Origin of the sequence: Myxococcus sp. CA039A, from assembly GCF_013336645.1 — a bacterium.
Classification (GTDB): Bacteria; Myxococcota; Myxococcia; order Myxococcales; family Myxococcaceae; genus Myxococcus; species Myxococcus llanfairpwllgwyngyllgogerychwyrndrobwllllantysiliogogogochensis.
In genome coordinates this window covers 1-15,324 of the sequence record NZ_JABUMQ010000278.1, presented here as the reverse complement: position 1 = coordinate 15,324, position 15,324 = coordinate 1, and the positions used below count along the sequence as shown (strand labels likewise).

Sequence of the window (15,324 nt, the reverse complement as noted above, 5' to 3'; positions counted from 1 at the left end):
CCCCCCGTCTCCGTCCTCAAGGACCCGATGGCGCGCGCGGTGGACGCGGCGCGGGCCGGACAGTTCGAGGAGGCGGAGGCGCTGGCGCGCGAGGCCGCGAAGGCGCTGATGCCGGAGGCGTACCTGCTGCTGGCGATGGTGGCGGAGGGGCGCGGAGAGCTGAACGGGGCGGTGGAGGCCGTGCGCAAGGCGCTGTATCTGGACCCGAGGTTGGCGCTCGGTCACGCGACGCTGGTGGCGCTCTATGGGCGCATGGACCGGCCCGAGGACGCGGAGCGCGCACGACAGAATGCACTGCGCGCGCTCGAGGGGCTGGACGACGAGCAGCCGTTGCGCGGAGTGGAAACGATGACCGCCGGAGGCCTGCGACAGGCCCTGGCTCCAAGAACGCAGTCCGGCTGGCAGGGTGTGCGCTGATGGCGCGCGTCCTTCACCGGTGGGAGGCAACGTGGACGACAAAGAGACGAAGCTGACGCTGCCGGGACGGCTCGCGGTGGGACGCCTCAGCCTGCGTTTCAAGATTGTCGCCGTGACGGGCGTGACGGGCGTGCTGGTGGCCGGCATCCTCATCCTCGCCTTCTGGGTGCAGATGAGCGGCGCGCAGCGGGAGGACCTGGCGCGGCGCTCGCGCTCGGTGAGCTCGGAGCTGTCCAGGACGCTGGCGCCCATGCTGGTGGCCAACCAGGACGCAAGCCGCATCCAGGCCACGGCGCACGGCGTCCTGCGCCACGTGCCCGACGTGGCCTACGTGCTGGTGCGCGATGCGAAGGGCGAGCTGTTGGCGGAGGTCGCCGCGGAGCGCTTCGCGGGCGCGGACCAGCCGTCCGCCGAGGGCGAGGACGCGGTGGAGCGCAGGCTCGTCATCCACGGCGAGTCGGTGCTGGAGTCCACCGTGCCCGTGCTCGCGCCGCAAGGGGGCTCCAACCGCCGCGTGGGCACCGTGCAGGTGGCGCTCCATGAGGAGGCGCTCACCAACGCGCTGAAGGGCACCACCCGCTTCACCCTGGTGCTCGGCCTCTTCATCCTGTCCGCGTGCCTGCTGGCGTCATGGTTCATGTCGGGGCTGCTCGTCGTCCCGCTGGAGCGGCTGGCGCGCGCGGCGTCGGGCATCGCGGGCGGCAACCTGCGCCAGCAGTTCGACACGGTGGCCTCGGATGAGATTGGCGAGGTGTCGCGCAGCTTCGCGGCCATGTCCGAGGGCCTGGCGCACCTGCTGGAAGACCTGCGCGGCGCGGCGGCGGAGATGGAGAAGGAAGCCGTCGGGGTGCTGACCACGTCCACGCAGCAGTCGGCCATGGCGCACCAGCAGGCCTCCGCCATCAGCGAGACGAGCACCACCGTGGCCGAAATCGCCCAGACGTCCAAGCAGGCGACCGCCTACGCGGACTCCGTCATCTCCCAGACGCAGAAGTCGGAGGTGCTCAGCACCGAGGGCCAGAAGGTCGTCTCGGAGAGCGTGGCCGGAATGGAGAAGCTGGGCGAGCAGGTGAAGGCCATCGCCCTGTCCATTACCGACCTGAGTGAGCGCACCCTTCAGATTGGCGACATCATCAGCACCGTGAAGGACGTCGCTGAACAGTCCAACCTGCTGGCGCTCAACGCCTCCATCGAGGCGGCCAAGGCGGGTGAACACGGGCGCGGCTTCGCGGTGGTGGCCACCGAGATGCGCACCCTGGCGGAGCAGTCCCGACTGGCCGCGGAGCAGGTGCGCGGACTGCTCAACGAAGTGCAGAAGGGAACGCGCGCGGCCGTCAGCGCGACGGAAGAGGGAAGCCGGCGGGCACAGGCCGCGATGGAGCTGGCGCGCGGCGCGGGCTCGGCCATCCTCGGACTGTCCGAAGTCATTCGCGAGTCGTCCGGAGCGGCCCGACAGATCGCCGGCAATACCCGGCAGCAGACGATTGGCGTCGAGCAAATCGCTGCGGCGATGGGCGAGCTGACGTCCGCCATGGGAGACTCCGTCATAGGGACGCGACGCATCGAACAGGTGGCTGGAAACCTGACCAATCTCTCGAAGCGCTTCTCGGACCTGGTGGGTAGGTACCAGCTATGAACGCGAACGTGGCGACGTCACGACAGGCCTTGAAGGTCCTCATCGTCGAGGACACAAGGACCATCACCAACTTGCTCCAGGTCTACCTGATGGGATGGGGATTGGAGTTCTTCGACGCGCCCAACGGCGTGGAGGGTTTGAGCAAGGCAAGAGACCTCAAGCCCGATCTCATCATCTCCGACGTGCAGATGCCGCTGATGGACGGGTTCGCCCTGTGCGCGGCCGTCCGCGCGGACACCCAGTTGCACAACATCCCCTTCATGATGCTCACCTCCCTGAAGGACGACGCGAGTCGCCAGAAGGGCAAGCTGGTGGGTGCCAACGCGTTCCTCAACAAGCCGGTGTCGGTGGATGACCTGCGCTCGAAGGTGAGTGACATGTTGAAGCTGCCCGCGAAGACCCGGTGATGCCCGCATGCCGAGTGACGAGGTCAAGGTGAACGACTCCTTGGGCCCCCAGCCCCAGCTCGACGTTTCCCACGCGCCCGGGGTGAGCGCGGACAAGCGCCGCGAGGTGCTCGGCGCCCGCGCGCGTGCCCTGGCCGAATCTCGTCACGAGGAGCACCACGAGGTGCTGTCGGTGCTCGCCTTCCAGGTGGGAGGCGAGCGCTACGCGGTGCGCATCGAGCACGTGGACCATGTGCTGGAAGCGCGTGGCATCTCCCCGTTGCCCGGCGCGCCGCCGCATGTGCTGGGCGCGCTGGCCAGCCGCTCGCGGGTGGTGCCGGTGTTGGACCTCCGCCAGTTGCTCGGGCTGGAGGGTGGCGGCATGTCGGACCTGGGAAAAATCGTGGTGGTGGAGGTCGGTGAGGAGACGTTCGGCCTGGCGGCGGAGTTGGTGGAGGGCCGCAAGGAGTTGCCGAAGTCCGAGCTCTCGGAGCCCCCGCCAGGACCCTTCCTGTACCTGACTCCGGACCGGCTGACGGTGCTGGAGTTGGAGCAGCTCGGAGGCCCGGCCGCCCAGGCGCGGGAATAGAGGCGCGACATGGACCCGCAGCTCTTGCGCAGCATCTGGCCGGTGTTCTCCGCGGAGACGCGTGAGCAGATCCAAGCCATTGGAGCGAAGGTGCTCGGGTTGGAGGGCCCGGCTCGCGAGCGCGAGGCGGACCTGTTGCCCTCGCTCAAGCGACTGGTGCACAGCCTCAAGGGCTCGGCGGCGAGCCTGGGGCTGGACGACATCGAGCAGGTGGTGCACGCCATCGAAGACGGGCTGACCCACATCGAGCCGGATACGGGCCTGCCTCGCGCCGCCGTGGAGTCCATGCTGCGCGGCCTGTCCGGCATCGAAGCGGCCATGGCCCGGGGTGACGCCGGCCAGTCTCCCGAGGTGGAAGGCCTGAGCGCGCTCCTGAAGCTGCTGGGGCGCGACGTCTCCATTCCCCAGTCGACGACGGTGGCCTCGGGCCTGTCCGCCCAGGGGATGGAGGCGCTGGACTTCCTCGAGGCCTCGCTCGGCGCGCTCTGCTCTCCGGACGTCCCGGACAGGGCGGCCGTCGTGCGCAAGGCGATGGAGCGGGCGCGCACGCTGCGAGGCGCGGCGCAGGAGTCCGGCGCCACGCGACTGGCGACGCTGGCCGAGTCCGCCGCGCTGGGCTTCGCGCGCATGGAGCCCGGAGGTGACGCGGCGAGCCTGGCCGCTTCCGACGTGGCCGGTACGCTGGTGGAGCTGCGGGCCCAACTGGAAGAGGGTGGGGCGCAGGGCAACATGGCGCGCACGGTGGATGCGCTGCGTGCCGTGCCCGCGCCGACTCCCGCTGACTCGGGCACCCCAGGCGCGCAGGCGCCCGCGCCGCAGCCGGAGGTGCGAGGCACCACGGCCGACCACACGGTGCGCGTGGCGGTGAAGACGCTCGAGTCGCTGGCGCTCCAGGTGGAGCTGCTCGTGGCGGGGCGCGCGCAGCAGGCGCGGCGCTCGGAAGGCTATCGCGCCCTGTCGGATGGGACGCACGAGGTGCTGCGACACCTGGAGCGCGCGTCGTCGCAGCTCACGCTGGCGGGTGGCGGGCCGGCGCTGGAGTCGCTGCGCTCCGGCGTGGCGCTGATGCGGACGATGCAGAAGCGCTTGCTGGAGGTGTCGCGCGAGGCGCACCGCGACGGCGAGCAGCTGGCGCTGGTGGCGCAGGTGGCGCGCGATGACCTGCGTGATTTGCGCATGGTGCCCGCGTCCCAGCTCCTGGAGCCGCTGCGCCGCACCGTGCGCGAGGTGGCCACGCGGCTGGGCAAGGACGTGGCGCTGGAGCTCACTGGCGGCGATGTGCGGTTGGACCGGCGCATCCTCGATGCGCTCAAGGACCCGCTGCTGCACCTGGTGCGCAACGCCATCGACCACGGGCTGGAGTCTCCGGCGGAGCGGCGCGCCGCGGGCAAGCTGGAGACGGGCCGCCTGACGGTGCGAGTGGAGCCTCGGGGCGCGCGCATTGGCGTGGTGGTGGAGGATGATGGCTACGGCCTGTCACCGGAGCGCGTGCGCGCCACGGCCGTGCGGCGGGGGCTGCTGTCGGAAGAAGAGGCAGCCCGGCTCTCCGACGCGCAGGCCGCGCGGCTGGTGTTCCAGCCGGGCTTCTCCACGCGAGAGCAGGTGACGGCGACCTCGGGACGCGGCGTGGGGCTGGACGTGGTGCAGGCCATGGCGGCGCGGCTCCAGGGCTCCGTCGACGTGGAGTTCTGGGCCGGTCGGGGCACGCGCTTCACGGTGGACCTGCCGCTGACGCTGGCCTCCGCGCTGGGGCTCCTGGTTCGCACGGGCACGACGGTGTCCGCCATTCCTTCCGACAGCGTGGAGCGCGTGCTGCGCCTGAAGCCCGAGGACGTGGGCACGGTGGCGGGGCGCGTGGTGGCCCGCGTGGACGGCTCGCAGCTGACCTTCCTGCCGCTGGCGGAGGCCATTGGCCTGCCCCGGCTTCCCCTGGCCATCGAGTCGGGGAACGTGCAGACGGCGGCGCTGATCGTCGTTGGCGGCGACAAGGTGCTGTACGCCATCGACGAGGTGGTGGGGCAGCAGGAAATCGTCGTGCGCTCCCTGGGCAAACATCTCCAAACCGTGCGGCACCTCGCCGGCGCGGCGGTGCTGGATGACGGTCGCGTGGTGCCGGTGCTCAACGCGCCGGAGCTCGTTCGCGTGGCCCGGCCGGAGACGCGCTCGATGGCGGCGGAGGTGCGGCGTCCGCGCATCCTCGTGTGCGACGACGCGCTCACCACGCGCTTCGCCATGAAGTCGCTGCTCGAGATTGCCGGCTTCCCGGTGGTGACGGCGGCGGACGGTGAAGAAGCGTGGGGCATCCTGGAGCGCACGCCGTGTCAGCTCGTCGTGAGTGACTGGCAGATGCCGCGACTGGATGGCGTGGGGCTCGCCCGACGCATCAAGTCCCACCCGACGCTGCACTCCACACCCGTCATCCTCGTCACCTCGCTCGACAGTCCGGAGGACCGCGCCGCGGGGCTCGAGGCGGGCGCGGACGGCTACCTCGTCAAGCGCGAGGTGGAGCGCGGCAAGCTGCTCGAACTCGTGCGGCAGCTCCTGCCGACCCGCTGAAGTCGCTCAGGAACCGGAGGCTCCCGGAGGTCCCAGCTCCGCCGGGAGCTGGAGGACCCAAGGGTGTACGCCCGGGGCAGGGGAGCGCACGCTGCCGCCGAGTCGCCGCGTGAGTTCTCCCAGCAACATGAACGGGCGCTCACCTGGCTCGCGTCCTCCTTCTGTCGATGCGGCCAGTCGCCAGCAGCGCATGGGTTCGAGCAACTCCAGTTGAAGTGTCACGGACGTGGCATGCGTCGACGCGAGCCCGCGCACCAGGGCTCGCACCCAGGCCTCCAACTGCGCCGGGCTTGCCTTCACCATCACCGCCCGGTCCGGCACCGCCAGCGCGACACTCCATCGGGACGCCCGCTTCGTATCGGGGCCGAACGCCGAGTGGAGCAGTGGACACAGGTCCGTGGCGCTGCCTCGTCCCAGCCGGAAGTCGATGAGGGCCCGCTGGTCCTGGGCCGAGCGCATCATCCGGTCCAGATAGCGCTGCATCGTCGCGCTCAAGGGTCCGGCGGTGCCCTTCATCATCATGTCCAGGTAGCCCTTGATGACCATCAACGGGGTTCGCAGGTCATGTGCCGCGAGCGAGCGGCGCTGCTCCCAACGGGCCGCGTTGCGTTCCTGTTCGCGTCGTGAGGCCAACAGGCGCGCGTGGCGGGCTTCGGCGGCGGACTCGCGGGCATGCGCGGCGAGCAGGGCGCTCGCGAAGGCGGACAGCCGTTCGAGCACCCGCTCGTCCGAGCGTCCTGTTCGCTCGGGCCACACCTTCAGGAGCCGTCCGCCTCCCGACGATGGACCGGCGACGCCCGTGCCCGCCCTGGCCACGCAGGTGCGCCCATCATAGAGGGCCGCGCCGGAGGCCTCCGTCAGCCGGAGCGTCTCGCGCAGCAGCAACTCCATCCCCGCATGGGAGCCACAGCGCAGCGCGCGCTCGGCCACCGCCGCGAGCGCCTGCTCCACCCCTGCGTCGAGCGTGAGGTCCACGCTCCGCCCACTCCAAGCACCGGCTTGCACGCGCAGAGGTATGGGCACGCCTCGGTCAGGGCGCAACACTGCCCACGGAGGGCAAAGAAAGGGACGCCTACCGGCAATCCTTTACCCACGTGCGCCGATGGGCTCCCGACTTTTTACTGTCCCGCGGGGCAGGGTGATCGCCCAAACCCGCTCAACTCCTCGCATGCACCCCTTGGCCGGACCCTTGCTAACGGCCACTGCGACGGGCTGCGGAAGGGACGAATGGGGACTCTCGACTACTACGCGGCAATCGCGAGACTCGCTCCGGGGGCCCTGGCCCTCAGTGCGATGCGGCGAGTGCAAGGCGTGGCACGGCAGGCGCGATATCGAAGGCGCGAGCGCACCGATGAGGTGTTGCTGCTTCAAGCCTTCGGCGCGGCCCGTGCGGAGGAGCTGGCGGAAAGAGCCCTCGGCAATCGAGCCTCCCGTGTCTGGTGTGAGCTGTCCCAGCGTGACTCCGTGCTGGAGGCGCTCGCGGCCATTCCCGGAGCGCGTGAGCGTGCCAGGGCCCGCGCCCAGGCCGCGCTCCGTCAGGAATGGGACGTCTTTGGAACGCGCGTCGCCTTTGGTGAGGGCCGCCCGGTGGACTGGTCGCTGGACGCGCTCAGTGGCCACCGATATCCGCTGGCCCCCGTGGATCGGATGCCGCTCCACTCGAAGGGGAATGACCCGAAGTACCCCTGGGTGATGGGGCGGCTCGACAGCGCCATCGCGCTGGCCCAGGGCTACTGGGTGGAGAAGTCACCGGACGAGCGCGACAGGCTCTCCTCCGCCTTCGCCATGCAGGTGCTCGACTTCCTGCAGGCCAATCCCGTGGGGCAGGGCGTCCACTGGACGTGCGCCATGGAGGTGGCGCTGCGCGCGGCCAATCTCGCGCAGGCGCTGGTCATGTTCTCCGATGCCGCCGTGGTGCGCCGTCCGGAGTTCCTGGTGCCGGTGCTGGGCTCGCTCGCGGACCATCTGTCCTGGGTGGAGGCGCATCTCGAGGACCGGGGCGCGGTGCCCAACAACCACCTCGTCTCCAACTACGTCGGCCTGCTCGTGGTGGGGCTGCTCTTCCCCCAACTGCCGGACACGTCGCGCCAGGTGTCGGTGGCGGTGTCGGGCCTGTGCGAGCAGATGTCCGCGCAGGTGCATGTCGAGGGCACGTCCTTCGAGGGCTCCATTCCCTACCACCGGCTGTCGGTGGAGCTGTTCACCCTGGCGCTGCTGGTGGCGCGGGGCTCGGGCGTGGCGCTCGGCACGGCCTATGAGACGCGCCTGCGCAGGATGTTCCATGTCGTGCGCGCGTGGTGCTCGGAGACGGGGCTGGCGCCGCAGTTGGGTGACAACGACTCCGGTCGCGTCTTCCCCCTGCGGGAGCGGGGCGACCTGGAGCAGGGCTATCTGGTGGGCCTGGGCGCGGCCCTCTTCGGAGACGCGGGCCTGGGAGGCGGCGAGCCGCCGGACGAGGCGGCGTGGCTCCTGGGCCAGGCAGGCATGGAGCGTCACCGTCGGCTGTCGCCCGCGGCGCCTTCTCTGTCCGTGAGCTTTCCCGAGGGAGGCTTCCACGTGCTGCGGGGCGCGGGAGCCGTCGTCACGGTGAGCGCGGGCAAGCAGGGGCAGCGCGGAGTGGGCGGGCACAGCCACAACGACAAGCTGTCCTTCGAGTTGCACCTGGGCGGCCGTCCTCTCATCGTCGACCCTGGCACGGGCTCGTACACGAGAGAGCCGGCGATGCGGAACGCGTTTCGTGGCACGGCCGCGCACAACACCGTGCAGGTGGATGGGGCGGAGCAGGCCCCGTTGGACCCCGCGCGGTTGTTCGCGCTGCCCGAGGGTGCGAAGGCGCGCGTGGTGGCCTTCCTTCCTGGCTCGAGCGTGGACAGATTGCGTGTCCGTCATGATGGGTACCGCATGCTCCCCGCGCCGGTGGGCATCGAGCGCACGTTCCGGTTGAACCGGCACGAGCGCGCGTTGGCGGGGTGCGACAGCTTCATCGGCACCGGGCAGCACGAAGTCATTGGACGCTTTCATCTCCCCGACGAGCAGGCGCGGCGCGTGACGCCGGATGCGCAGGTGCTCGCCCGGGCGCAGCGCGCGGCGGAGGAACCGCTGGAGTTCGAGCCCCTCGCGGTGGAGCTGGGCCCCGCGGGCGCGCCGCTCGCATGGATTCTGCTGGAGCGCGGACTGGAGTCTGGACTGGTGGCGTCTGGGTATTCACCCGGCTACGGGCGGGTGGTGCCGGCGATGACGGTGGAGTTCCGGAGGCAGGTGAAGCCTCCGACGGGTTTGAGGTGGTTGGTTGTCTTCAGGTGAGTTTCGGGTCGGGGCGTGACCGTCTTGACGGCACGTCGCATCAGGAGAGGTGAGGACGATGAGGGTGATGGTCGGCAGCCCGCTGTTGGAGCGTATTCGTCGGCGGGAGGCGAAGGTCGGTGTGGTGGGGTTGGGGTACGTCGGTCTTCCTTTGGGTATGGCGTTCGCGGAGGCGGGCTTCCCGGTGTTGGGGCTCGACGTCGACAAGCGCAAACTCGACAAGATTGAGAAGGGCGAGAGCTACATCAAGCACATCCCCAGCGGGCCGCTGGCGGAGCTCACGAAGTCCGGCAAGCTGAAGGCGACGAACGACTTCGCGAAGGCGAAGGACCTGGACTGCGTCATCATCTGCGTGCCCACGCCGTTGACGGCTTCGCGTGAGCCGGACATGAGCTACATCATCCAGACGGGTGAGTCGCTCGCGCCGCACGTGCGCCGGGGACAGCTCTTCATCCTGGAGTCCACGACGTACCCGGGCACCACCGAGGAGGTGCTCAAGCCCCTGCTCGAGAAGAACGGCCTCAAGGCGGGCGTGGACTTCCACCTGGCCTTCAGCCCCGAGCGCGAGGACCCGGGCAACAAGAACTTCAACACGAAGACGATTCCGAAGATTGTCGGTGGCTACACCCCGGAGTGCTCCGAGGTGGCGGCCGCGCTGTACGGCAGCGCGCTGAAGGAAGTGGTGCCGGTGTCCTCCACCCGCGTGGCGGAGCTCGCCAAGCTGCTGGAGAACATCTACCGCTGCGTGAACATCGCCATGGTCAACGAGATGAAGATGCTCTGCGACCGGATGAACGTGGACGTGTGGGAGGTCATCCAGGCCGCCAGCACCAAGCCCTTCGGCTTCCAGCCGTTCTACCCGGGCCCGGGTCTCGGTGGGCACTGCATCCCCATCGACCCGTTCTACCTGACGTGGAAGGCGCGCGAGTACGAGTTCCACACCAAGTTCATCGAGCTGGCCGGCGAGGTGAACTGGCAGATGCCGTACTACGTGGTGCAGCGCACCATGGAAGCGCTCAACAAGAGCCGCAAGACGCTCAACGGCGCGCGCGTGCTCTGCCTGGGCGCCGCGTACAAGAAGGACATCGACGACATGCGCGAGAGTCCTTCCCTGCGCATCATGACGCTCCTGGCGGAGAAGGGCGCGGACATCAGCTACCATGACCCGTACGTGCCCGAGCTGCACAAGGGCCACGGCTTCAACATGGAGATGAAGTCCGTCCCGTTGGTGCCGGAGAAGCTGGGCGACTACGACGTCGTCATCATCCTCACGGACCACTCCAACATCGACTACGCGGCGGTGGTGGCGAATTCGTCGTGTGTGATTGACACCCGCAACGCGACCAAGGGCGTGTCCCTGGGCCGCGAGAAGGTGACCAAGGCGTAAGCAGGGGCCCGGAAGCCGACCCTCCGGGCAGGGGTCCACGACTCCAGGTGTCGGGAGGGGCACCTGGGGTCGGCGGACCTGCTCGTCTTGCGGGGTGGTTTGGGTACAGTGGGGGCCGTGAATTCCCTCACCCGACCCGTTCTCCCCCTGCTGGCGGCCTCGGCCGTGTTGCTGGCGGCGACGCCCGCGCAGGACTCGCGACTGACGCTGCTCGATGCGATGTCGAGCGAGCTGTCGCGCAACCAACAGCAGCTCAAGCTCCAGAGCCACGAGCCGCCGTACTTCATGAGCTACCAGCTCAAGGACTACGCGCAGGAGGTCGTGGCCGCGCGTTATGGCGCCGTCTTCCTGGACGACGGCTACCGCGAGCGTCGGCTCTACGTCGACACGCGGGTGGGCGACTATGCCTTCGACAGCTCGGTCGAGGAGGGGCTGGAGTTCTCCTTCTCCACCAAGGGCACCAGCTACACCTCGCGCAAGGAAGGCCCACTGGATGACTCGCCGCTGGCGCTGCGCACCGCGCTGTGGCTCATCACCGACGAGAAGTACAAGTCGGCGCTCTTCCAGTTCCTGAAGAAGAAGGGCGAGGACGTCTACTCGGTGGAGGACCCGAAGCGTCCAGCCTCCTTCACGAAGGAGAAGGCGAGCAGTTTCGTCCAGCCGCCGGTGGCGAACCCGTTCAACCGCGAGCGCTGGGTGAAGCTGTCGCGTGAGGTGTCCGCGCAGTTCAACGCGCATCCGGAGATCTTCGATTCGGAGGTCCGAGTCACCTCGGACAAGGTGACTCGGCTGTTCGTGTCCACGGAGGGCACGCGGCTGGTGACGGAGGAGACGTTGTATGGGCTCCATGTCACGGCGGTGACGCGGGCGCCGGACGGGCAGCTCCTGGATGACTCGCGGGACTTCTACGCGCCCACGGAGGCGGGGCTCCCGGACGATGAGCGTGTGCGCGCGGCGGCGGCGAAGGTCATCGAGGAGCTGCTCGCTCTGCGGCAGGCTCCCGCCATCGACCCGTACTCGGGGCCCGCCATTCTCGCGCCGGAGGCCTCGGGCGTGCTCTTCCACGAGACGGTGGGGCACCGGCTGGAGGGCGACAGGCAGGATGGGGACAACGAGGGGAAGACCTTCAAGGGGCAGATCGGGAAGCTGGTGCTGCCCGCGTTCCTGTCCATCCACGATGACCCGTCCCAACGTGCACTGGCCGGGGAGCCGCTCAACGGGTACTACCTCTATGACGAAGAGGGAGTGAAGGGGCAGCGGGTGACGCTGGTGGAGAAGGGCGTGCTGCGAAACTACCTGCTGGGTCGACGTCCGGTGGATGGGTTCCTCAACTCCAACGGACACGGGCGCAGCCAGGGCACGCTGAAGCCGGTGGCGCGCATGGCGAATCTGATGGTGGAGAGCACGCGGCAGGTGAGCGATGCGAAGCTGAAGCAGATGCTCATCGACGAGGCGAAGCGGCAGAACAAGCCCTATGGCCTCATCATCCGCGACATCACCGGGGGCAACACCAACACGTCCAGCTACGGCTACCAGGCCTTCAAGGGGGTTCCGCGCATGGTGTACCGGGTGGATGTGAAGACGGGAAAGGAGTCGCTGGTGCGTGGCGTGGAGATTGTGGGCACGCCGCTGTCAGCGGTGAACCGCATCATGGCCACCGGCGAGAAGCGGGGCATCTTCAACGGCTTCTGCGGCGCGGAGAGCGGCAACGTGCCCGTGTCCACGGTGGCGCCCGCGGCGCTGCTCCAGGAGATCGAGCTCCAGCGCGCGGTCGAAGGCAAGGACCGTCCGCCCATCCTCCCCAGCCCGACGACACTGCAGGCGTCGCCGGCTCGCGAGAAGCCCTGATTCGCCAATGCGGGGGGCATGGCACAAAGAACGTCCGGCACCGCCGGGCGGATGGGCGGAGAGCGGCGCGGTGCTCCTGAGGGGAGCCCGTGTCGTGTGGCGTCTGCTGTCGGCTCGAGCCGCTGATTCAGGCGCGGAGGGCAACTGGCCTGGTTGGAGCCTCGCGGCGCCGCGAGCGAGGACTGGCGTCGTGTGGAGTCATGCGAAGTCCCGGGACGTAAGTTGCGTCGCGAGGAGTCTGTTGAGCCGCATGGCGCCGCGAGCAAGGACTGGCGTGGCGTGGAGTCGTGCGCCGCCTCATGACGAAGGTCGTGTCGCGAGGAGTCTGCTGTCCGCGTTGGGTGTCCTGCTCGTGCTCCTCGTGGGCGGTGTCGGAGGCGCGGAGCCCCTGCCCACGGGCGAAGCCTGGTTGGAGTTGGTGCACGACGACAGGCTGAGCCCGGGTGGTAACTGGGAGCTCATCTCGGTGGAGTCCATGTTGGATGGACGCCCCCTGCCATCGGCCCCAGAAGATGGCGCACGGAGCGCGTCGGGCGGCCCCCGGCATGTGCTGCCGCTCGGGCTGCACTGGCTCGACGTGACGACGGTGTACGAGGGACGCTCGGATGTCTTCTCGTACGTGGAGGGCTATCGCTTCGTGATGCGCGGGCGCGTGACGCTCGACGCGCGGCCCGGCGACACGGTGCGCATCACCTCGACGGCGTATGAGCGCGACGGCGTCACCGTGCAGTGGCAACAACGTCCCGCCTTCCTGCTCATGGGGCAGCCCCAGGAAGCGGTGGTGGGAATCGAGTACGGCGCCGCTGCGAACAGGCCGCTCCCGGAGGACGTGGCGGCGCGGGTCGTCGATGAGGTGCTCGCGGAGGCTCGACGGCTGTCTCCCATTCAATCCGTGGCCACGGCCTCCGTGTCCTCCGGTGCCGAGCCTCCTGGCACCTGCGAACTGGAGCCCATCTTCTTCGCCTTCTTCGACACCCGACTCTCCCCGGACGGGGAAGCCTCGCTGCTGCGCGCGGCGGACTGTCTTCGTGAGCGTCCGAGCCTGCGCGTCCGGCTGCGGGGCCACGCGGATGTGCTGGGGACCGAGTCCGTCAACGCGTCGCTGGGCTTGGGGCGCGCTCAGTCCGTGGCAGCGAGGCTCGAGGCGCTCGGCGTGGAGGGAAGCCGCCTGCTGCTGGAGACGCACGGCGCGGACCAGCCTCCGTGTGATGACGGGACTCCAGGGTGCTTCGCGCGCAGCCGCCGCGTGGAGTTGGTCGCGGAGCCGTCGCCTCCCTGAGTCGCGAGTCTCCGCCCGGCGCTCAATCGAGCCGCGCGGAGCCCACCGTCATCACCATGTCGCGCAGGTGCTGCGCCTCGAAGGGCTTGGCGAGCACCGGGTTGCGCACTTCCTGGAGGAAGCGCTTCGTCTCCGGGGTGAACGCGCCGCCGCTGATGAAGACGATGCGGTCATGCAGCCCCGGCCAGGAGTCGCGGACGGAGTGGTACACGTCCATGCCCGTCAGCTCCGGCATCATCAAGTCGCAGAGGATGACATCGAAGGCCCTGTCCTGGCCCAGGTGCGCCAGTGCCTCGCGGCCATTGGCGACGGTGACCAGCTCGTGGCCTCGCAGCAGCCTGCGCATCAAGTCGAGCACGCGAGGCTCGTCATCCACCACCAGCACGCGTCGCCCCAGGGACGGAGGGCCGACCCGGGGGACCGGCGCGACGAAAGCGTCATGCTCCGCACGGGGCAGGAACACCTCCACGGTGGTCCCCTGGCCCGGCTCACTGCTCACGCCAATGCGTCCCCCCAGCGCGGAGATGATGTCGCGACAGATGGCCAGGCCCATGCCCATGCCTTCGCCCGAGCGACGCGTGGTGAAGAGCGGGTCGAAGATGCGGGGCATGACGTCCGCGGCGATGCCGCAGCCGGTGTCGCTGATGGAGAGCCGCACCTCATCGGCCTCGGCGCGCAAGGCGACGGTGATGCGGTGCTGGGAGGCGTGCCCGTCGGGGATGGCGTGGGCGGCGTTGAGCACCAGGTTGAGCAGCACCTGGCCCAGCTTCGTCGCGGTGCCACGCACCCGGGGCACTTCCGTGTCGTAGTCGCGCACGACTTGCGCCCGGTGGCGCAGTTGGTTGGCCGCCATCCGGAGCGTGCTCTCCGTGACGGCCTTGAGGTCCACCGGCTCCATGGCCTCGGCACTCGTGGCCGAGAGGGCCTTGAGGTCCGCGACGATGCGCTGGATTCGCAGCGTGCCCTCCAGGGCTTCGTCGAGGACCTGGCGACATTCCTCGTCCGTGGGCTCGTTGGGGCCGGGCAGTCGCTCGCGCAGGTATTCGAGATTGCCCGCCGTGTACGCGAGCGGGTTGTTGATTTCGTGCGCCAGCCCCGCCGCGAGGATGCCGAGGGACTGCGCGCGCTGCTCCCGCTCCTTCTCCTGGAGGAGCTGCGCATCCCGGCGCTTGCGCTCCACCGCGTTGACCAGCACGTGGCCCGTCAGGCGCATCAGGTGCCGCTCTTCCGGCTTCCACTCCCGCGGCTGGTCCATGGCGTCGAACCCCATCCAGCCGATCAACCGGCCCGCGAGCAGCAGCGGCGCGTTGATGTAGGAGCGGATGGACAGCAGTGCGCAGAGGCGCCGCTCCTCGGTGGCCTCGAGGGGAAGCTTCGCCGCGTCCGTCACCGTCACCATGCGGCCCGCGCGCAGCTCGTCCAGCGACCAGCGGAAGTCCACCACGGAGCGTCCCCGGTGGGTCGCCAGTCCGTGGGGCTGCATGCCGTGAGTGCACCACTCGTAGGAGTCCGACAGGTGCTCGCCGTCGTCGGAGAGCAGGTTGACGTAGCCGCGCTGCGCGTCGATCTGCCGGCCAAGGACTTCCAGCGCGGCGCGGACGCCAGCCTCCAATTCGTCGGGTGGCAGGTTGAGCAGCTTCTGGGACGTGTCGGTGAGCAGCGACCAGCTCTTGAGCAGGAGCCCCAACTCCCCGCGCATCTCCCGCAGGGCCTCGGCTTCCTGGCGCAATGTCACCTGCGCGCCCTCGGGAAGCCCCGGGGCTCGCATCACGCTGAGTTGATCCAGGACGTCGGCGGACTGCTGGAGTCGCTCCAGCAGTGTCCGAGAGTCCGTTGCCTCGGCGGACAGCGCTGGGCTGCTCCGCTGCTGCTCGGCCATCGATTACCCCCTCCCGTCCCCGCACAGGCTTCCCCAACCTGTGG

10 protein-coding genes and 1 pseudogene are annotated in these 15,324 nt (G+C 69.4%); 9 read left to right on the top strand and 2 right to left on the bottom strand.

All coding sequences use genetic code 11. The features are described from left to right. From HR086_RS35045 to HR086_RS35025, 5 genes and pseudogenes are all read left to right on the top strand, one after another. Positions 1-417, top strand: a pseudogene (locus HR086_RS35045) (chemotaxis protein CheR); the annotation flags it as partial. 31 nt (positions 418-448) lie between these two features. Beyond that, positions 449-2,053: a methyl-accepting chemotaxis protein gene (locus HR086_RS35040; protein ID WP_371745583.1), complete on the top strand. Its 1,605-nt coding sequence runs from the start codon at positions 449-451 to the stop codon at positions 2,051-2,053. After that, positions 2,050-2,460 (top strand): PleD family two-component system response regulator, encoded by a 411-nt coding sequence (locus HR086_RS35035; RefSeq protein ID WP_141644719.1) that lies wholly within the window; start codon positions 2,050-2,052, stop codon positions 2,458-2,460. Before HR086_RS35040 ends, HR086_RS35035 begins: the two co-directional genes overlap by 4 nt. 7 nt (positions 2,461-2,467) lie before the next feature. Beyond that, positions 2,468-3,028 carry a chemotaxis protein CheW gene (locus tag HR086_RS35030; RefSeq protein WP_174454981.1) on the top strand — a complete coding sequence of 187 codons (561 nt, stop codon included), beginning with the start codon at positions 2,468-2,470 and terminating at the stop codon, positions 3,026-3,028. Positions 3,029-3,037: 9 nt separating this feature from the next. Further along, the gene (locus tag HR086_RS35025) at positions 3,038-5,584 is read left to right on the top strand and encodes a response regulator (protein ID WP_174454982.1); all 2,547 of its coding nucleotides are present in this window, start codon (positions 3,038-3,040) and stop codon (positions 5,582-5,584) included. 6 nt (positions 5,585-5,590) lie between these two features. On the opposite strand, the gene HR086_RS49290 is transcribed toward HR086_RS35025, so the two are convergent. Beyond that, positions 5,591-6,559, bottom strand: a complete 969-nt coding sequence (locus HR086_RS49290) for a histidine kinase dimerization/phospho-acceptor domain-containing protein (protein WP_174467808.1) — start codon at positions 6,557-6,559, stop codon at positions 5,591-5,593. A gap of 252 nt (positions 6,560-6,811) precedes the next feature. Here HR086_RS49290 and HR086_RS35015 point away from each other — a divergent pair, with 252 nt between their 5' ends. The 4 genes from HR086_RS35015 (at position 6,812) to HR086_RS35000 (ending at position 13,401) form a co-directional block, all read left to right on the top strand. Next, positions 6,812-8,887, top strand: coding sequence for an alginate lyase family protein (locus HR086_RS35015; protein WP_174461915.1), 2,076 nt, complete (start codon positions 6,812-6,814; stop codon positions 8,885-8,887). A 67-nt stretch (positions 8,888-8,954) separates the two neighbouring features. After that, complete coding sequence (locus tag HR086_RS35010) at positions 8,955-10,274, top strand: nucleotide sugar dehydrogenase (protein ID WP_174455257.1); 1,320 nt, start codon at positions 8,955-8,957, stop codon at positions 10,272-10,274. A gap of 117 nt (positions 10,275-10,391) precedes the next feature. Next, positions 10,392-12,122, top strand: coding sequence for a TldD/PmbA family protein (locus HR086_RS35005; protein WP_246137863.1), 1,731 nt, complete (start codon positions 10,392-10,394; stop codon positions 12,120-12,122). A 337-nt stretch (positions 12,123-12,459) separates the two neighbouring features. After that, positions 12,460-13,401, top strand: coding sequence for an OmpA family protein (locus HR086_RS35000; RefSeq protein ID WP_174467807.1), 942 nt, complete (start codon positions 12,460-12,462; stop codon positions 13,399-13,401). Between the two features lie 22 nt (positions 13,402-13,423). Here the strand turns inward: HR086_RS35000 and HR086_RS34995 are convergent, their stop codons facing one another. Beyond that, on the bottom strand, positions 13,424-15,280 hold the full coding sequence (locus HR086_RS34995; protein ID WP_174467806.1) for an ATP-binding protein: 1,857 nt from the start codon (positions 15,278-15,280) through the stop codon (positions 13,424-13,426). Between the last annotated feature and the right edge of the window lie 44 nt (positions 15,281-15,324).